The sequence below is a fragment of the Colwellia psychrerythraea 34H genome (genome assembly GCF_000012325.1).
GTDB lineage: Bacteria > Pseudomonadota > Gammaproteobacteria > Enterobacterales > Alteromonadaceae > Colwellia > Colwellia psychrerythraea_A.
On record NC_003910.7, the window covers coordinates 4,380,324 to 4,400,486 of the forward strand.

16 protein-coding genes are annotated in these 20,163 nt (G+C 37.4%); 3 read left to right on the forward strand and 13 right to left on the reverse strand.

The features are described 5' to 3' along the window. Window positions 1-8: 8 nt before the first annotated feature. Window positions 9-1,535: a response regulator gene (locus CPS_RS18645; RefSeq protein ID WP_011044899.1), complete on the forward strand. Its 1,527-nt coding sequence runs from the start codon at window positions 9-11 to the stop codon at window positions 1,533-1,535. 128 nt (window positions 1,536-1,663) lie between these two features. After that, complete coding sequence (locus CPS_RS18650) at window positions 1,664-3,829, forward strand: cation:dicarboxylate symporter family transporter (protein WP_011044900.1); 2,166 nt, start codon at window positions 1,664-1,666, stop codon at window positions 3,827-3,829. An 87-nt stretch (window positions 3,830-3,916) separates the two neighbouring features. On the opposite strand, the gene CPS_RS18655 is transcribed toward CPS_RS18650, so the two are convergent. Beyond that, window positions 3,917-4,777, reverse strand: a complete 861-nt coding sequence (locus CPS_RS18655) for an N-formylglutamate amidohydrolase (protein ID WP_011044901.1) — start codon at window positions 4,775-4,777, stop codon at window positions 3,917-3,919. A 556-nt stretch (window positions 4,778-5,333) separates the two neighbouring features. Here CPS_RS18655 and CPS_RS18660 point away from each other — a divergent pair. Next, window positions 5,334-6,059, forward strand: coding sequence for a YebC/PmpR family DNA-binding transcriptional regulator (locus CPS_RS18660; RefSeq protein WP_011044902.1), 726 nt, complete (start codon window positions 5,334-5,336; stop codon window positions 6,057-6,059). Window positions 6,060-6,138: 79 nt separating this feature from the next. Here the strand turns inward: CPS_RS18660 and CPS_RS24185 are convergent, their stop codons facing one another. The 12 genes from CPS_RS24185 to CPS_RS18715 form a co-directional block, all read right to left on the reverse strand. Further along, on the reverse strand, window positions 6,139-6,504 hold the full coding sequence (locus CPS_RS24185; protein WP_238383559.1) for a hypothetical protein: 366 nt from the start codon (window positions 6,502-6,504) through the stop codon (window positions 6,139-6,141). Further along, window positions 6,467-7,321 (reverse strand): metallophosphoesterase, encoded by an 855-nt coding sequence (locus tag CPS_RS18665; RefSeq protein ID WP_238383560.1) that lies wholly within the window; start codon window positions 7,319-7,321, stop codon window positions 6,467-6,469. Before CPS_RS18665 ends, CPS_RS24185 begins: the two co-directional genes overlap by 38 nt. 125 nt (window positions 7,322-7,446) lie before the next feature. Next, the gene (gene parC / locus CPS_RS18670) at window positions 7,447-9,756 is read right to left on the reverse strand and encodes a DNA topoisomerase IV subunit A (protein ID WP_011044903.1); all 2,310 of its coding nucleotides are present in this window, start codon (window positions 9,754-9,756) and stop codon (window positions 7,447-7,449) included. Window positions 9,757-10,255: 499 nt separating this feature from the next. After that, window positions 10,256-11,551, reverse strand: coding sequence for a GGDEF domain-containing protein (locus CPS_RS18675; protein ID WP_011044904.1), 1,296 nt, complete (start codon window positions 11,549-11,551; stop codon window positions 10,256-10,258). Continuing rightward, on the reverse strand, window positions 11,548-13,449 hold the full coding sequence (locus tag CPS_RS18680; protein WP_138140315.1) for a tetratricopeptide repeat-containing diguanylate cyclase: 1,902 nt from the start codon (window positions 13,447-13,449) through the stop codon (window positions 11,548-11,550). The genes CPS_RS18675 and CPS_RS18680 overlap by 4 nt, the downstream gene beginning before the upstream one ends. Before the next feature lie 198 nt (window positions 13,450-13,647). Further along, window positions 13,648-14,889 carry an HlyD family secretion protein gene (locus CPS_RS18685; protein WP_011044906.1) on the reverse strand — a complete coding sequence of 414 codons (1,242 nt, stop codon included), beginning with the start codon at window positions 14,887-14,889 and terminating at the stop codon, window positions 13,648-13,650. Then, the gene (locus CPS_RS18690; protein WP_011044907.1) at window positions 14,890-15,267 is read right to left on the reverse strand and encodes a hypothetical protein; all 378 of its coding nucleotides are present in this window, start codon (window positions 15,265-15,267) and stop codon (window positions 14,890-14,892) included. A 67-nt stretch (window positions 15,268-15,334) separates the two neighbouring features. Continuing rightward, window positions 15,335-17,221: a DNA topoisomerase IV subunit B gene (gene parE / locus CPS_RS18695; RefSeq protein ID WP_011044908.1), complete on the reverse strand. Its 1,887-nt coding sequence runs from the start codon at window positions 17,219-17,221 to the stop codon at window positions 15,335-15,337. A gap of 97 nt (window positions 17,222-17,318) precedes the next feature. Continuing rightward, a complete protein-coding gene (locus CPS_RS18700; protein ID WP_011044909.1) occupies window positions 17,319-17,936 on the reverse strand; it encodes a YqiA/YcfP family alpha/beta fold hydrolase in 618 nt (205 codons plus the stop codon). A 123-nt stretch (window positions 17,937-18,059) separates the two neighbouring features. Further along, on the reverse strand, window positions 18,060-18,851 hold the full coding sequence (locus tag CPS_RS18705) for a metallophosphoesterase (RefSeq protein WP_011044910.1): 792 nt from the start codon (window positions 18,849-18,851) through the stop codon (window positions 18,060-18,062). Window positions 18,852-18,913: 62 nt separating this feature from the next. Then, a complete protein-coding gene (locus CPS_RS18710; RefSeq protein WP_011044911.1) occupies window positions 18,914-19,408 on the reverse strand; it encodes a DUF1249 domain-containing protein in 495 nt (164 codons plus the stop codon). Window positions 19,409-19,487: 79 nt separating this feature from the next. After that, a complete protein-coding gene (locus tag CPS_RS18715) occupies window positions 19,488-20,132 on the reverse strand; it encodes an NUDIX domain-containing protein (RefSeq protein ID WP_011044912.1) in 645 nt (214 codons plus the stop codon). Window positions 20,133-20,163: the final 31 nt, after the last annotated feature.

The window sequence follows — 20,163 nt, forward strand, 5'->3', positions numbered from 1 at the left end:
ATATAGTTATGCCAAGTAATTTTAGTGATATTAATGCCTTAGTTATCGATAACAACAGCAGTATGAGACAAATCATGGTCTCAATGTTGCGCGTTATGGGCATGAAGACTGTGATAGTTGCCAATAGTGAAAGTCAATGTATGCAGCTAATTACTGCAGAAAACATCAATTTAGTGGTCTGTGGTTGGAACTTACCAAAACTGAACGCTCTTTCAGTATTAAAAAAGTTACGTGACAATGAAAACACCATGAAAACTCCCTTTGTGATTGTCTCTACCATGATCGAGCAAGACCTTATTAAACAAGCGATTGCAATGGGTGTGTCAGAGTATTTAGTTCCCCCATTTAATAAAAAAATATTTGAAAAACGTATAAATAAAGCACTCAAAATGCCAATACAGGCAAGTGCAACAAGCCTATCCCGTACTATCAATAGCAAGCGATTTAGTCAAAAAGTCCATTGTGGTGAATTAAATGTATTAGTTGTTGATGATATTGCCGATAACATTGCAATTATCAAAGAACTCATTAAAGACAAATATAGAGTCAAAGCTGCGTTAAATGCTAAGACAGCAATGAAGATTTGCTTGTCTGATTTACCACCCGATTTAATACTACTCGACATTATGATGCCAGAAGTTGACGGGTTAACTTTGTGTAAGCAACTTAAGGAAAACCCGTTAACACAAAATATTGTCGTTATCTTTTTAACCGCACTTTCTGAAACAGAGGATGTTGTTAAGGGGCTTTCTCTTGGTGCGGTCGATTATATTACTAAACCTATTGTTCCAGCAATATTGTTAGCCCGCATAGAAGTGCACAGTAAAATCATTTTGAATCAACGCACCATACAAGGTCAAATAGATGATTTTTTGCAGAAAAATGAGATATTCGTTCAGTATAATGACAACACATACAATAAGTTAACTAGGCTATTGCATGATAGTGCTGAAACATTAATTGAACTGTCTCCCACTGTTAATACAAAACCTTCCAGACGTTCTTTATCACAATTAAAATACAATATTGGCATGAGTACCTTGTTACTTGATAGCGGCCATGTTTTAGCAAAATTACAACAGAATAATTACACACTAACTCTTACTAAAGAAAAACTTGGAAATCTCTTATTCCCAATTTTGAGTATTTTTGATTTCATTATTGCTAGCAAAAATATAGAGGCCTTCGACAATATTGATGAGAGTATCAATATCAATTGCGATAAAAAACTACTGGGTATTATCTTTGCTTGTCTTTACCTCAATGCCTTAGATGTCGCACCTAGGGGCTCTAAAGTGTCAATTACTTCAGCAAGCTATCAAGACTTCGTACTCATCAAAATACACAATATTACAGAAATACCCGAAGAAGCCTTAGATAAGATTGCGCACTTATCGCATTCAAATAAAACGAATGAGGTTAATGATATGAGTATCAATCTAGCTTTCTTAGTCATGAACATACTACAAGGTGAACTGTATTTTCATAGCAGTAAGGAGTTTGGGACCACTTTCTACCTAAAGTTACCTTGCTAAAGTTACTCATTAATAAAGAATTAACGTAATAGTTACTTGAATAACCCTTTAGAACAGCGATAATAACGTCAAGTTATAAGTACATACACTAAGTATCATAGTAAATAGGTCATTCCTCAGGAGAGAAAATGCCATTAGTAAACCTATATAAAAAACTGAGCCCTTTTCAACGGGTAATTATTGCTTTAATACTCGGTATATCTACAGGTATTTTTGTTGGTGAACCGGCGGGGGATATTAAAGTCATTGGCGATGTTTATATTCGCTTGCTTCAAATGACCGTTTTACCCTACGTACTCGTCTCTATTATTGGTGGCCTAGGTCGATTAGATAGTACGATGGCAAGCCGTATAGGCTACCGAGCAGTCAAAGTAATCGTGATCATGTGGTTGTCTGTCATGGCGACTTTATTATTGCTCCCCTTAGCTTATCCTAATTGGGAAACAGCCGGTTTCTTCAGTACCAGCATGCTGGCAGAGCCCGCCGCCTTTAACTTTGTAAAACTTTATATTCCGAGTAATATTTTTGCCTCACTCTCAGAAACTATTGTTCCAGCAGTCGTGCTGTTTTCATTATTAATGGGGATTGCCTTAATACAAGTCAAAAATAAAGAAACACTATTAACCTTAACCACCAATATTGGTGATAGCTTAATGAAAGTTGCCTCTTATGTAGCTAAATTAGCGCCATTAGGGATTTTTGCTATTTCAGCTTCTGCTGCAGGTACACTAGAAGTTGAAGAACTTGGTCGATTACAAGTATTCTTATGGGTATACATCACCGCCGCAGCCCTATTAGCTTTTGTATTTTTGCCATTACTGATTCATTGGGCCACGCCTTTTTCCTATCGTGAAATTTTATCAACCGCTGGTGAAGCCGTGATAACGGCGTTAGCTACTGGTACAGTGTTAGTCGTGCTTCCAATGATCATTGAGCGCAGTAAAGCTTTATTGGCTAAACATGGTATGGAGTGCGAAGAAACAGACTCAACCGTTGATGTGCTTGTACCTACTGCGTACAGTTTTCCCAGTACAGGTACCTTACTGGGTTTAGGCTTTATTCTATTTTCCGCTTGGTATGTCGGCTCGCCACTTGGCTTTGATGACTATATTTCTTTTGTTATTATGGGCGCCTTAACCGCTTTTGGTAGCATGGCTGTTGCCATTCCATTTTTACTCGACTTTTTTGACTTACCTGCTGATCAATTCCAATTATATCTATTAGGCAGTGTCGTTACTGCTCGTTTTGCTACAGGTTTAGCTGCACTACACGGCTTTGTCGTTACTTTATTGGTCGCTTCTGCGGTATTGAAAAAGCTTAGATGGCATCGAATGATGCAAGCCATTGGTGTGCATTTAGCCGTTACTTTGGGTGTTATGATTGCAGCTGGTTTTACTTTAAAGTCATTAATTCCTTACAAGTATGAAGGTGTACAAACATTTGAATCAATGAAGTCGATGAATGCAAGTGCTAACCTCGATCAATATAAAGAATTGACACCATTAGGCTACTTTGAGCAGCAACAACCTCGCCTTGAGGTAATCCTTGCCCGTAAAGGTATTCGTGTTGGTTATAACGACGCTAGCTTGCCTTATGCCTTTAGAAATAAAGATAATAAAATGGTTGGATTTGATGTTGAGTTATTGAACCAATTTGCTAAAGACCTTGATATCAATTTATCCATGATTCGCATTGAAGAGGGAGCGGATGAAGCCGAATTATTAGCGGATGGAAGTATTGATATCATTATTGGTGGTCATGTAATCACACCAAAGCGCGCATTAAAAATGGCCTTTTCAGATGCTTACACTTTCCATACTGCTGGTTTATTAGTGACAGATGCTAAACGTGATCAGTTTTCTGACCTTTATACCATTCAAGCAATGAAAACATTAAAGTTAGGGGTGGGAAATAGTAAGTATTACCAAGACATGGTGAAAGAATATTTACCTAATGCACAATTAACAGAAGTGAATAATGTTAGACAATTTCTTAAAGGTAACTATGAAGATGTCGACGCGTTAATTTACTCAACCGAGTCGGCTTCTGCGTGGGCTATGTTATACCCAAATTATTCGGCGATTATACCTAAAGGTTTAAAACTAAGAGCTCCGGTAGCCTTTGTATTACCTAAAGGCCAGTTAGATTATGTACAGTATATGAATACTTGGCTCAAACTCAAAAAAGAGAATGGGTTACAAAAGAAAGTATACGACTATTGGATTTTAGGTAAAAATCCTGAAGCGAAAAAACCACGTTGGTCGGTTATGAAAGACGTGTTAGGTTGGCTTTAATTAATATTCGATAGAATATAGAAAACTAAAAAGCACTTTAATTAACTTTAAAGTGCTTTTTTATTTCAGAGAACAGAGAATTGTAAATTAGCTTTTATGATAGTTATTGATATACCACTGAGTATGCTCAGCAACAGTATTATTATAAACGTGCTGCAATGAAGGTAAAACAACGGCATCAGCTTGACCTGTAAGCTCATCCATAAAGACTTTTTTAGCTTCAGTTGCCAGTACTAAAACATTGTCATATCGACTATGACAAAAACCAGCTAAGCGACCTTTACCGTAGAAAATATCATTCTCTGCCGCCGTCACTTCAATACCATCCACACTCATGTTTTGTAATGCACTAAGCCAACTATCAATAATCGGTCGCCATTGCTCGCCTTTTACTGACGTTGTGCCCACATTAAGTACGGGTAAATCTTTTCGCTCATGACGCTTAAAATTATACGAATGATTATCGTAAACAACACATTGGCCAAAATCTGCTGCTAATGCCTCAACTACAGCCGCAACAATGCGATAAAATTGTGCATGCTTGGCCTTACTTTTGGCAATCATCTCTTCACTAAGCGGGGTTTTCCATATTTCTTTACCCCAAGCTGTTTCATAGACACACTCATCAGTACCACGATTTAAATCATATTCATAACGTGAGTCATGGGCAATTAAAGTAATCGCTTGTTTGGCAATGAAACTACCCGTGTAGGGATCTTCTTCATAATAACGATCGCTCTTTTCTAGCAAGCAGTTATCTTCAAGCTCTGCTCTAAAGTTACTACCGTCATGAATAGCCGCCGACATAGCAGGCAAATATTTATCAATTTTGAGGGTAAAAGCACCGCCAACTACGGTAGCGATAAAACACTGACGTTTATTAATTTTCTTAATAATCTGTTGTTCTGTTAATTGCTCGGTTATTTCTTCGGTACGTTGCTCAGTCACAATCCAACTCCTTGGCTAAATAGTAAAGATATTTATATCATAGGTTAATCGTACATTAAAGATAGGTAACATTAAGCTATTAACTGTTATTTCAAGTAGTTAAATTAAATGATTTTGTTTGCACTGTTTATCATATAGATATTTACAGCCAACTAACGACTTACTTGTTTAAGTATATGTTTCATTCGCTAATTAAAAAACAATTCCTAGTTATATCAAACCACCACCTATTAAAGCAGCAGATGGCTAAAATTTGATGATAAGGTGCCACAACCTCCGCTATAGCATAAAGCACGTTGCACTCCTCATTACCACTGATAGTAAAACCTTAAAACTACTATTACAATTATCATTAAAAACAATAACTAACACATAATAAAAACGCCACAATAACAAGTGATTACTTTACTTAGTCTTGTGAACTAACCTTTCTCATTATTTTGAACTGTTACCACAAGTTTATTGATAATTTATAAGCAACAACACTAGTCAAGCGCCTATTGAGACTGGTAGAATCTAGCGCATTATATTTTTGAACATAAAAGAAGACATTGAGATGGGCAGAGCTTACCAAAACCGCAAATTATCTATGGCCAAAACCGCAGGGGCCAAAACTAAAGTTTACTCTAAGTACGGTAAAGCAATTTACGTTTGTGCTAAAACTGGTGGCATTGATCCCGATGGTAACCTTTCTTTACGTGGCTTAATTGACCGTGCAAAGAAAGATCAAGTTCCTACTCATGTTATAGATAATGCGATAAAAAAAGCTTCTGGTGCTGGCGGTGAAGACTTTGTTGAAGCCCGTTATGAAGGTTACGGCCCTGGTAACTGTATGGTTATTATTGATTGCTTAACAGATAACGGTAACCGTACCATTAAAGATGTTCGTCAATGTTTCAGTAAAAATCATGCAAAAATAGGTACTTCTGGCTCTGTATCTCATATGTTTGACCATCAAGCTGTATTTGCCTTTAAAGGTGAAGATGACGAGGCCGTTTTAGAAACACTGATGATGGCTGATATTGATGTGACTGATGTGGAATTAGAAGACGGTATTATTACTGTTTACGCTCCTCACACTGAGTTTTTCAAAATTAAAACTGAGTTTACTAATTCAATGCCTGAATATGAATTAGAAATTGAAGAGCTTTCTTGGGTACCACAAAACTACATTGATGTTGAAGGCGAAGAAAACTTAGAGAATTTTGAAAAATTCATCGCTATGTTAGATGACTGTGATGATGTTCAGCACGTTTACCATAATGCTGAAATCAAAGACTAACGTTAATCGTTTTAGCTTTAATAAAAAAACCAGTACTTAGTACTGGTTTTTTTGTGCTCTAAATTGTAAAAAAGTACTGTTATTGATGGTATAGCGGCAACACTTTACCACTTAAGCTACCGCGCCATTTCTTACCCTGTTCAATAAACAATACCTCACCATAATGTCCTTCTTTAATACTTGAATCAATGGCAATGACTCTTCCTTGATAACGGCTTTCAATTTGTTTTTGTGAGGTATGACCAACGATTAAATTTTCAACATCAAAATGTTTGAGCAATAAATCAATTTCTTTGGAAGTTGCGCCTTTGTCTTTTGAACTAGCGCCTTTTGCACTAGTAGCCTTTTCACGATCTGCGGCAAAATATCCGCGATACCAAATAGGACCATTGGTGGTGTGAAGAAATTTAGCCCAACCTGCTCGTGGCTGCTCGTGGCTGCTCAAGCTCAGACTTTACTAAGCTCTCTTTAAAGACAGTATTGATTTCAACCAAGCTACGCTGTTCAGTGGCTAAGCTAGGATGAAAACCACCATGAGCAAACAGCATATTATTAACCTTAACCAATACCTGCTTACTGCGTAACCAATTACCGATAATACTATTTTGGCTAAATAGTTGTTCAAAAGGTTTATCTAGTTGCTTCGCCGTTTCAACATACTTAGGGTGTAAATAACGTAAATCACCATTGAGTATCATCACTTCATGGTTACCTAGCGTTAAGTGAATATCCCCCCCTGCTTTTTGGGCTTGTTGCTCTAAATCGTATAAAAACCATAATATTTCAGTGACTTTATCACCTCGATCGAAGATATCGCCAGTGATAACAAAATGCCCTTTTCCGAAAGCCCAGTTTTTATTTTTATCAATGATATTGTTATTAGTTAGTAGCTCAATCATCAAGTCATATTTACCATGAAAATCACTTAATGCCGCAACAGGATAATCACCATAAAATTCGAGTACTTTGTTTTCAATACTTCTCAATGCGTGTATATCCGCAGGCATGTTACAAGCCGAAATAGACAACGGAAAACTAACCGCTTCAGTAGTACGAGTTATAACATCACCTTGACACAACCAATAGGACTCAAGTTGTTGTTGTTGTTCATTAACAAAAACATAAGGTCCATCATCAACCGGTGGTAATGTTTCAATCTTAGATTTTTCATTGGAATAAGCCAAGGTTGAAAGGCTACTGGCCAATAATAATGTTGATGTGAGAATAATTGAACGCAGGTTAATGTAAAAAGAGTGAAACATGGCAACTCCAGAAAGTAAGGAAATTAATATATTGAATAAAAAGGCCAACAAATGTGAATCATTTGTTGGCCTTTTTATTATGTAATGCAAGCAAACTACTCGTTTATGAGTACACCGTAATAGCTTTACTCGCTCGCTTTAGGCTCTTCATTTTCACTTTGCTCATCAGAGTTAGTCACAGAACCCGATTCAATTTCTACTGCTGACACGCGTTGTAAACCTCTAGGTAGTTTATTGCCACGACGACCACGCTCACCTTTATAGTGCTCGATATCTGCCGCTTTTAGCGTAAGCTTGCGTTTGCCTGCATGCAGAGTAATTGCCGCGCCTTCTGGGATGATACAAAGTAAACTAACAAATTCCTCACGTAACTTTGATCGTGCAGAAGGGATATTGATAATCTTATTACCCTTACCTTTACTGAGTACTGGTAAGTTTTTAACCGGAAAAACCAACATACGCCCTTCGCTAGTAATAGTGAGGCAGTTATCATTTTCAATATTGTTGATGCATTGCGGCATCAACACTTTAGCGGCTTCAGGTAAGCTAATTAATGCTTTACCATTTTTATTTCGACTAACCATATCGCCAAAACTACTAACAAAGCCATAACCGGCATCACTGACTAGCAGATATTGAGCATCGTCATCCGACATTATGCTATGGACGAAGGTTTTCCCTGTTGAAAGGTTAAAGCGTCCCGTTAATGGTTCACCTTGAGAGCGTGCTGTTGGTAAGGTATGCGCGTCAGTAGTAAAAGCACGACCATCAGAACCTATAAATACCACAGGGCGATTACTTCGCCCTTTTGAAGCACACAAATAACCATCACCCGCTTTATAACTTAAGCTGGTAGGATCAATATCATGACCTTTAGCACAGCGGGCCCAACCTTTATCAGAAACGACAACGGTTACCGCCTCACTTGGTACTAAATCTTTTTCGGTAAGTGCTTTTGATTCGCTACGTTCAACTAATTGAGAGCGGCGATCATCACCATACTGTTCTGCTGCAGCAAGGATCTCTTTTTTCATCAGCGTGCTCATGCGTGCTTTTGAATTAAGGATCTTCTCTAAATAATCTTGTTCTATACGAAGTTCATCTTGCTCGGCACGAATTTTTATTTCTTCGAGCTTGGCCAGTTGACGTAATTTAATCTCTAAAATTGAATGAGCTTGAGTGTCCGATAAGGCAAAGCGAGACATTAACTCTGCTTTTGGATCATCATAGCCACGGATGATTTCAATGACTTCATCAATATTTAGGTAAGCGACCAACAAACCATCAAGAATATGCAAGCGCGCCAATACTTTATCTAAACGATATTGCAGACGACGGCGTACTGTTTCACGACGGTATTCAAGCCATTCAGATAAAATGACCAGCAAGTTCTTCACTGCAGGACGGTTATCTAAACCTATCATATTGATGTTAACGCGATAACTTTTTTCTAAATCGGTACTGGCAAATAAATGTTGCATTAATTGTTCAACATCAACACGGTTTGAACGCGGAATAATGACAAGACGTACAGGATTTTCATGATCAGATTCATCACGAAGGTCGACTACCATAGGCAGTTTTTTCGCTGTCATTTGTCCCGCAATTTGCTCTAATATTTTACCACCCGAGGCTTGATGAGGAAGTGAGGTAATGACAATATCACCCTGTTCTACATCATAAACAGCGCGCATTCTTATGCTACCACGCCCTGTTTGGTATATTTTTTCAATTTCGGCTTTCGGGGTAATAATCTCAGCATCTGTAGGATAATCAGGCCCTTTAACAAACTCAAGTAAGTCACTCACTTCTGCTTTAGGATTTTCAATTAAATGCACACAAGCATCAGCAACTTCACGCACATTGTGTGGTGGAATATCCGTTGCCATACCGACGGCAATGCCCGTAATACCGTTGAGTAAAATATGAGGTAAACGCGCAGGCAGTGTTTTTGGCTCTTGCATGGTGCCATCAAAATTTGGCTGCCAATCAACAGTGCCTTGCCCTAGTTCAGCAAGTAATACTTCACTAAAACGTGATAATCTCGACTCGGTATAACGCATTGCGGCAAACGATTTAGGATCATCGGGTGCTCCCCAGTTTCCTTGCCCGTCCACCAAAGGATATCGATAAGAAAAAGGTTGCGCCATCAATACCATAGCTTCATAACAAGCACTATCACCATGGGGATGAAATTTACCTAATACGTCACCAACAGTACGGGCTGATTTTTTATATTTAGCAGTCGCAGACAAACCAAGCTCTGACATTGCATAAACTATGCGTCTTTGCACGGGCTTTAAGCCATCACCAATATGTGGCAAAGCACGGTCCATAATTACGTACATGGAATAGTTTAAATAAGCTTCTTCAGTAAAACGTCTTAATGGGACCTGTTCTACTCCATCAAGGCTATATTCGAGCGCATCTGACATGAATTGATTTTCCTGATATTACGAGTCTAATTATTTTTATTATTAAGGTTATGACATTGGTTAAAGTAAACCAAAGTAACCTGAGGATAACGATTATAGCTTATCTGATTATGACCTTAGACAAAATAGATAAAAGTAACAAAAGCTTTAATAATACCAATCGGACTAACTTATTGATCACTTAGCGAGAATTAAAAGGCTTAGAGGCAAGGCATTGAATGAAGAGAATGGTTATTCCCTTGTCAAAATCAATAACGCTGTATGTAAGCCTTTTAATATCGCCCTGCGGGAACTCACTAGCAAACTAACAACATCACAAAATGAATCAAATATAGAATAACTATGGTTAACTCATTTTCCTTGTTTTAAGCTCGCTAATGTAGCTCTAAGCTGACCAATAAGTTAATCCGTTTGGTATAATACATAGTCTACACCTGTTACTAATCAAAGAGCAGGATTCCGTAGTAATTAATTTAATAGAATGGGTATTAGCATACCTTCATCCTGCTACAGAGATATTTTGATAACAAATAACGGTATTTCGGCCTTGATCTTTCGCTTGATACATAGCTAAGTCGGCATCATGTAATAAGTCGTCGAAGCTCATTTTATTATCAGCCATCGTTGCAACACCAATACTGAAAGTTACCCTACTTTGTAAAACTAAAGATGAAAAATCATACTGCGAAATTTTTTCATTGATACGCATGGCAATAGCTTTTGCTTTATTGCTGTCTGCAAAAGGTAATAATGCAACAAACTCATCGCCGCCAAAACGAGCAAGCAAATCACGAGAACGCATGGTTTCTTTAACTAAATCTGATACTGCCATTAAGATTTCATCGCCAATATCATGGCCAAAACTATCATTAATTTTTTTGAAGTGATCTAAATCTAACAATAATATCGATAACTCTTCTGGCTGTTCTGTAAAACTAGACACCATTTTCTCACCGTGTTTAAACAAAGTATTACGGTTTGATAAGCCAGTTAAAGCGTCTGTTCGAGTCAAGAGGATAAGTTTATTACGTATTCTTAACTGTCTGAATAAAATCAATACAAAGACGATACCTGTGCTGATAATCAGCGTGAAATTATATTGCTGCGCAGCTTTTTCGTCTTGTACTTCAGCAACTCGGCGAATTTTTAACTTATTTTGACTTTCCATCAATGCGTTATTGGCTTTTTTATCTTTAACTTCAAATGATTGCTCTAAAGAGGCAATCATAGCTATACGCTTATTTTTACGATAAATATTATATGTTGTTAAATAGGATTTTTTTTCTAGGTAAGCTAAATCATATTTTCTTTGTCTTGCGTAGTGATCGGCTAATAATAAATGCAGCTGTAAAAATTCAGGTTGTGCTAATTGCTGTTCAGAAATTTGTTCCGATAACTTTCCTGCCTGTTCCAAAACAGTAATAATATTACTGCTATTATTACTGTTACGACTCTCAGAATTTTTATCATTTGCATTTTCTTTCAATAACGCTTGCGCGACTAAAAGTAAATATTGCTCTGCAGGGTTTAATGGTGCTGTGGATAAAGTCAGCTGTGCAAGTGCTATTTCAATTTTATTCTTTTCGATACTTTTTAGTTTTAACTGTGTAATTAAGAAGAGTAATTCAGGGTTGATGGGTAACATTTTTGTTGGTGGAATATGCAACAAGTTACTTTTTTTAGTTTCTCCCTCATCTAAAACAGGTACTTTAGCAAGCTCATTCGCCTGACACATCGATATACAAATCGACGGGACAACCAATATTATGAATATGATGTGACTGATAAATTTCATTGGGCACACACCTTATTTTTCCCCGAGGCTTTAGCTTGATAAAGTTGTTCCTCAGCTCTTTTAACTAAACTGATTAATTCACTATCATCAGTTAAGGTAGCAACACCAATACTGACGCTAATTTTTTCAATATTGTTAAGCTGCCATGTATGTTCATTAATAGCAGCGCGAATACACTCTGCTGTTTCCATTGCCAACTTCAAGTTGGTTTTTGGTAAACACACCATAAACTCTCCACCGCTAAAACGACCAAAAACATCATTCTTTCGCACCATATTAGCGCCAATAAAAGCGACTTTAGCTAAAACTTCATCACCAATACTATGGCCTAAGCTGTCATTAATACCTTTAAAATGATCGATATTAATCATCATTAAACTCAAATGATATTGTTTAACTTTTGCTAATTCAAAAGCCTGTTGAGACTTTACCATCAAGCGACGCCTGTTAGCCGTCCCGGTAAGTTTATCAACGTTCAAGGCGACTTTTAGTTTCTTCTGACTTTGAATTAATTTAACTAACACCCACGCAAAAGCTAAGGCAAGTAAAGCACTAATAATCAGATATATTCGCTGCTCTTCATTCTCTAATTTTGCTTCATTGAAGCTAGCTTCGTAACGGGATTTTTGGTTGTTTAATATTTCATTTTGCTTATCTGCCTGCTCGGCTTCAAGCTTTAGACGAACTTGCGCAATGGAGCGATTATCTTCATTTTCATAGAGTTTTTCTGTTAACGCGATCACTCTAGACTTTGTCTCATAAGCTTGTTTAAATTTTTCTTGTTTATAAAAAACCTTAGCTTTAAGGTTGATGATATTGACATAACCTTTTCTTTTTCTCTTAGGCATATCCTCATGATTAACTAGTATTTTTTCAATACGAGCTATACTTATCAATACTTCATCAAAGCGCTCTAATTTGTATAAAACACTCGCTTCATCAAAATAAAACTGTAAACGGTAATCTACTTTCTCAGTGAACTGTAAATACTGTTTGGCCAGCAATAAATATTGGTGCGCGGCATCAATATTACTGTCTTTTTTCTTTAAATGAGCCCAAGCCATACCTGAATAAACAGTAAACATACTGTCACTTGAAGTATCTTTATTTGATTCAGCTATTATCGTTTTAAAGACGGTTATTGCTTGTTCGTAACGTTTTTCGCGAATATGAGTGATGGCAATGTTATGCAAACTGTTATGTGCAGATAATAACAGGCCAGCCTTTTTAAAGTGTTTATATGACTGCTGATAATAAGCCATAGACTGATCACCTTGTCGTAACAGAGAATAGAGAATACCCAATTCAGTGTTAGCGGTACCTTTAAGCTCTTCATCATCAGTTTGTCCTGCGATGTTATAAGCATCATTAAGCAAAACTAAAGAGCGCTTATAGTTATCCGTTAAATAAGCAATAGCGCCTAAGTTAATAAGCCCAAGAGCTACTTGTATCTTATTGTGTAAAGACTCCGCTACTTCTAAGCCCTTTTTATACTCTTTAGTTGCCCGAGGAATATTCCCTAAACTTTCAAATGAAAAACCTCTTAAGTACAATAGTTCACTCATTAATATGCTTGGACTAGCAAGTCTTCTCCCTATGATGAGCCCTTCATTCGCCGTTTTTTTAGCCGCACTATATCTATTTTGTTCAATTTGTATTTCCGCAAGTAGTTTGAAATAAACCAAATTTTGTTCAACAGTGAGCGCACTAAGCACATTTTCAAAAGTAGTTAATTGTTTAAGGGAAAGTACTAGATCAGTCTTTTTCAATTCTGTTACTTGTTCGGCAACGAGATTAAATTTTTTAATATCAATCGTCTTTTGAGCGACAGCAACCATTGACATAAGGAAAAGGGAAATACTGATAACGATTTGACTCGCATGGGGCATTTTTTTCATAAAGCACAACAAATACTAACTCCTAAATAAGCAGGTCGGCATTCACCGAGAATGGCAGTATAGAACTATTTAGCCTGAGAGTTAAATCGTAATATTTAAGCCATAAAAAATCCTCTATAAAAGAGGATTTTCTAACTTAACTCTATTACATAATCATAACAATGTTATTGCATGAGTTATTCACTAACACTTAGGTGTTTAATGCCCTGAAAAGACTAAAACCTTAACAGGTAATAACAAGGCTTGCATGCGAAGGATAATGGCATGAACAACCCCTACAGCATCAACCATATGTAAATAAAGTGTCTCTGGAGTACTGAGTGTTCCGCTGGCAATCAACTCATGATGATAACTATAAGCATTTGCTACACATTTTGTTCCAGGGATTACGCCATCAAGCCCACCTTCATACAGTGGTACTAATCTTACCGTTAGCGTGCCTGGTCGCGCACGTTCTTGCACGTCTAACAAGGTCTCATTGGTTCTAACTTGACCTGTTGCAATAACGCTTTGAACGCTATCTACTTTCATAGGAATGATGGTAAAAGGTTTAGATAAACACGTTATTTCAGCAAAAGTACCTACTTTAATAACATTCGCCGCTAATTGGTTAAAACCCGCTTGAACGGCTTCTCTACCTGATGCTTCACCAGAAGAAGGTACTATCATACCGGCAGAGCGAATCATTGGATTAACAAAGTCACCTGGTTGCAACGCGAACTGCTGTAACTCGCCATCAATATGGGCATAAACAGTACGTTTAGCTTCATCAACAATTGCACTATCTAACACTTCAATTGCGCTGGCTTTTTTTGCCGGTAAAATATTATCAATGACGGCTTGGGCTGAAACTTGATTGGCTGAAGATGCTGATAAACCCGCTTCATTTATTGCCACAGTATCAGCCATTTTTTGCACTTCGCTTTCACTAATAATATTATTACCTTTTAGTGAGAGCTCCTTTTTACGATCATATTCATTCTTCGAACGCATGTAAGCACTTCTAGCTTTTTCCACGTTACTTTTTGCTACCGTAAGTTGTGCATAGGCGGTAGAAAACTCAGCCTCAACTTGCCTGATATTTGCTTCTGCTTGTTCAATTGCCGCCATTTGAGATTCATCATACATGCTAAAAATAGCCGTACCGGCTTTAATTTTCTGATGATTTTCAACAAATACATGCTGAACCCTGCCACTTTTCTCCGGCATTATAGAAACGGTTCTAAATAGTGGTGCAGCGTTAGTGGTTGATGGGTGATAATAAAAAATTAGCGTTACTAATGATATAGATAACATCGCACACGCTGTTATGCCCCACCGTAGCTCATACCACATGGTGAAAAAGGTAATTTCTTTTCCCCAAGCCTTACCTTGGCGATATTTTCGGAATAAATAATCCGGCAAAATAGTAATAAGCGAACAAAGTAAAACTTCTAACATTTAGTTATCCTCCTTTACTGCTACTGTATCTTCAGTCTTTTTCTGTGTTTTTTGCTCTTTACTTTGAGCAATAGTCGTTAAAGACTTAGCAATAGATTGTAAAGGGGTTAAGAAGTCAGGTAGTTCAACAACGGCTAGCACCAAAGCTGCAACCCAAAAAATATTGTTATGAGTAAATAAAGCTAAAATAGTTAATATTGTGATCAGCTGTATTTGGGTATGATTTTTCCCGTGAGCAATATGCTCAGGAACTGCATGTAATTTAAAGTAGAAAACACCCGCGATTAAAACTAAAACGATAAGAATAACAGCCATTACAACCATTAAAGGATCACTATTAGCGCCAGCCAAATACCCTGGAATATGCTCTGTATTCATTTCCTCTCCCTAGTTATTGAATTATCTCTTATAGCGAACTTATGGCTAATTTATATCTACGTTAACTTTAAACAATTGCCATATCACCTTTACTTTGCAACCAAATTTTTCTGTCTGGACTACGCTTTTTAGAAAGTAGCATATCCATTAATTCCATCGTTTCACTATGTTCATCAACGGTTAACTGTACTAATCGACGGGTATTAGGATCCATAGTAGTTTCACGTAATTGCGGTGGGTTCATCTCACCCAAACCTTTAAAGCGTTGCACGTTTACCTTCCCACGTTTCTTCTCTGCTTCAATTCGGTCTAAAATACCGTCTTTTTCTGCTTCATCTAATGCGTAGAAAACTTCTTTTCCAATATCAATGCGATAAAGCGGTGGCATGGCAACGTAGACATGACCAGCTTGTACTAAAGGTAAAAAGTGTTGCATAAATAAGGCACATAACAAAGTCGCAATATGCAGTCCATCGGAATCGGCATCCGCTAAGATACAAATTTTACCGTAACGTAATTCAGATAAATCATCACTGTCGGGGTCAATGCCCAGTGCCACTGAAATATCGTGCACCTCTACCGAAGCAAGAATTTGCCCTGAATCGACTTCCCAGGTGTTTAGGATTTTACCTCGCAGTGGCATTATCGCTTGAAACTCTCGGTCGCGAGCTTGTTTAGCACTACCGCCAGCTGAGTCACCTTCCACTAAAAACAACTCGGTACGCGCTAAATCTTGGCTACCACAATCAGTTAACTTACCAGGTAACGCGGGTCCTTGAGTGATTTTTTTACGCACTACTTTTTTACTAGCACGCATACGTTTTTGGGCGTTATTAATGCAAAAGTCAGCTAAGAGTTCTGCTTTATCTGTATGCTCGTTTAGCCATAAACTAAAAGCATCTTTGACTACGCCACTAACAAAAGCGGCACATTGACGTGACGATAATCGTTCTTTGGTTTGCCCGGCAAATTGCGGGTCTTGCATTTTGATAGATAGGATATAACTACATTTATCCCAGATATCATCCGGCGTTAGTTTGACACCGCGTGGTAATAGATGACGAAATTCACAAAATTCTCGCATCGATTCAAGTAGCCCTTGGCGCATGCCATTAACATGTGTACCGCCGGCAATGGTTGGAATTAAGTTAACATAACTTTCACCTATACTTTCACCACCTTCCGGTAACCAAGTAACAGCCCAATCGGCCGCCTCAAGTTGTGAAGTAAAACTGCCAACAAAAGGGTCTTCAGGTAATGAAACATAATCTTTTACTGAATCTTTTAGGTAATCGGTAAGACCATCTTCATAACACCACTGATATTTTTTATCTTCAATTTTATCATGAAATTTAATGGTTAAGCCTGGGCATAATACCGCTTTAGCTTTAAGTAAATGCGTAAGGTGGCGCACCGAAAATTTCGAAGTATCAAAATAGCTAGCATCGGGCCAAAATTTAACACTCGTACCTGTGTTTCGTTTTCCTACTGTGCCTGTTTCTCGCAGCTCTTCAACTTTGTCACCGTTTTCAAATGCCATTTCATAGACTTTACTGTCTCGTCTAACACTGACATCAACACGCGTTGATAAGGCATTAACTACGGAAATACCAACACCATGCAAACCACCTGAAAACTGATAGCTTTTATTAGAAAACTTACCGCCTGCGTGCAGCTTACAGAAAATAAGCTCAACCCCTGACACACCCTCTTCAGGGTGAATGTCGGTAGGCATACCACGACCATCATCAATTATTTCAAGTGACTGATCTTTTTCTAAAATAACACTAATATTTTGTGCGTGACCGGCAAGCGCTTCATCCACTGAGTTATCAATAACTTCTTGACCTAAATGATTAGGTCTAGTGGTATCGGTATACATGCCTGGGCGGCGGCGAACGGGTTCTAAACCACTAAGTACTTCAATGGAGTCGGAATTGTATTGGTCAGTCATTTGAAACTCAATTTGATCGCAGTTAAAAGATTTAGGCTATATTGCACATTGCTAATTTTATTTGTGGCTATATAAACCTGACTACTATATTAATCACTTAGCGAGAATTAATCCGTTTGGTATTATCAAGTTGAAAAAAATCACTGATAGTAGGTAAGCAATTATCAAAGTTGATAAAACTATGGTCACCACCCTCTTGTACTATTAATCGACAATATTGATATTTTTCCACAGCTTGTTGGTAATTTAACACTTCATCGCCCGTTTGTACCATAACAAGGTAATTATTTTTTTCCGTACAATCAATTGTTGGTGCAGTTTGCTCAAGCGCTTTCAACTGCTGCATATGATCTTCGGTCACTTGGTAGACTTCCTCGGTATAAGGATTAACTTGCTCACCAATATAATCGTGCAACAGTTCATAAGGTGTTATTGCTGGATTGACTAATACCGCTAAACAGTCATATTTTTTTGCAAGATAATGAGCAAAATAACCACCTAATGAAGAGCCGATTAAATACCATTTTGCATTTGAATCATGTGTTTCAATAAGCTGCTCTAATTGACTCATCGCGTTCGCTGGCGTTGTTGCTAATTGAGGGCAGTAAAATCCGACATTAGGGAAGTTTTTAGCCATGTATTTACGGGTTTGTTCTGCTTTTAACGATAATGGAGAAGAGTTAAAACCATGAATATGGAGGATGTTTTTTTTCATTATTAAGCTTTTACTTTTAGTTATTAATTTTAATAGTTAATTTTAGTTACTAAATAGGCGCTCTATTTAGAAAAGAATAACCATAACGCTTTGACTTATCATCTTCTCGTTATGCTTCATTATTTATAACATGACAACCTCAGTGTTTAATTGGCCATCTGCATATAAAGAAAAAAGTCTATATCCTGGCCCTTTGCTTAAAGCAGCTACACCATCAACCGTTGGATCAAATTGAATCGATGTAGCAGGACAAGTATATAAAACAACCGGCTCATTTATTGGGCTGGTTATAGCGTTAGTTAACGTCATATCACCATGGACATGCCCACACGCAATCGCTTTTATATTGTCATAGGAGTTAATAACTTGCCAAAAAGCATCCTTGTTTTGTAAACCATGCTTATCAATAAAGTAACCAACATCAATCGGATGATGGTGCATCATAAGTAACTGATTTTTATTTTTCTGGATAGCATCTTTTAGTTTCACCAGTGCTTGTTCTCCAACATACCCTGCTGGAGTGGCACTCTTGCTATCAACGAGTTGAACTTGCCAATGCGACAAGTTAATTTCTTTGTCTGCTTGAAACGGTGATGCTGAAAAATATTTGTCTAATAGTTTTGGCTCGTCATGATTGCCTGCCAAGTAATAAATAGGCACAGTAATATGACACTCAAGCACACAATCAACAAAATTTTGGTAAGACTGCTCAGTGTGGTCTTGAGTCAAGTCCCCAGTAAAAATGATATATTTTATGGATGGGTTATCGCAAATACTCAGTAAAACTTTTTTAAGATTAGCGAGGACATTATGGCCATGATGTAAGCCGTCAACTGATGAAAATAGATGACTATCAGTTATTTGTGCAAAAGTAATAGGTTGGTTATTTGGAGAATAAGGTTCTGTTATGGTCATAAATTAATACTTCATCAGTTAACTCTTTATAATTAGCTCTTTATAAATTAGCTCTTTATAAATTAAGAGTGCAGCTCTACATTTACTTGCCCTAAGCGTAAGCATAAATGTAGCCATTCATTTAAAAACTGATTGATTTGTTGTTTTTCATCTTGTTGGTGCATTTGACTATTAGGGTAATCGTAACGAGGCTTTACCTGCCTGATGTCCTGTGTTGAAAGAACTTCCGCCATACGAGCATCATGATATAACCGAATAGTCATGCGTGGATGAAGTGCAGTGGCAACAATGTTCGGAATATTTTTAAAAGATGAGCTTAAACTATCTTGCTCAAAACAGATAACAGAGGTGTAACGAGTTACTTCTGTTATCGTTACGCTATAGGAGAGGAAGTCACTGATAAAAAATTGTCGAATTTCACTAAGTGCCGTTTTACCTGCTAATACTTTTTGCAGTAACATATAATTGTTGGCACACAAGGTCATCAAACTAACTAAGTTAGGTTGGTAACTTTTTCTACCTGCGTTATTAAACGCTTTGTTAGGAAAAAAACTCATGGTTGCCTCTTAACTGCCATTTCAAACACTAATATCTTTAGAAATATTACTTCCAGTGGCATGACTATTTAGTGCTTGTCTATTGAATCGATAACGATTGATAGTTCAGTGCCAGCCATTGTAACCCGATAATAGTAGCTGCGTTAGTGATTTTGCCATCGGTCAATAGCGCCAAAGCTTGAGTGCGACTGACAATATGTAACAAAATATCTTCATTTTCTTCAGGCAAACCATGAATAGCACCATCCGTTACTAGATCACTATTAAAGTGCGCTAAATATAGGTGAATCCGCTCACTCATACCGCCAGGGCTAGAAAGATATTGCATCATAGGTACTAAATCATTAGGGCAAAGTGTTAAATTAGTTTCCTCTTTGGCCTCTCTTATAGCGACTTCTATTGGCGTTTCATTTTCGTCAAACATCCCCGCAATAAATTCTAATAACCAAGGACTGTCATCCCCTCTTAAAGCACCAGGTCTAAACTGCTCTATCAATAGCACCTTATCTTGCTTTGCATCATAAGGCATGACGACCACAGCATCACCACGTTCAAAAACTTCTCGGGTAAATAGCTGACTTTGCTCTCCCGAAAAAAGTTTATGCTGCAGTGAATATTCATTCATCTTAAAAAAGCCCTGATATTTCGTTACCACTGAGTGCACAGACACCTGTTCATTATCAAACTTCAGCATAGCATCCGGCTTATTTTTATTACTTTTCATCAAGTATCTCTTTTTAATAATAATTTGTTAC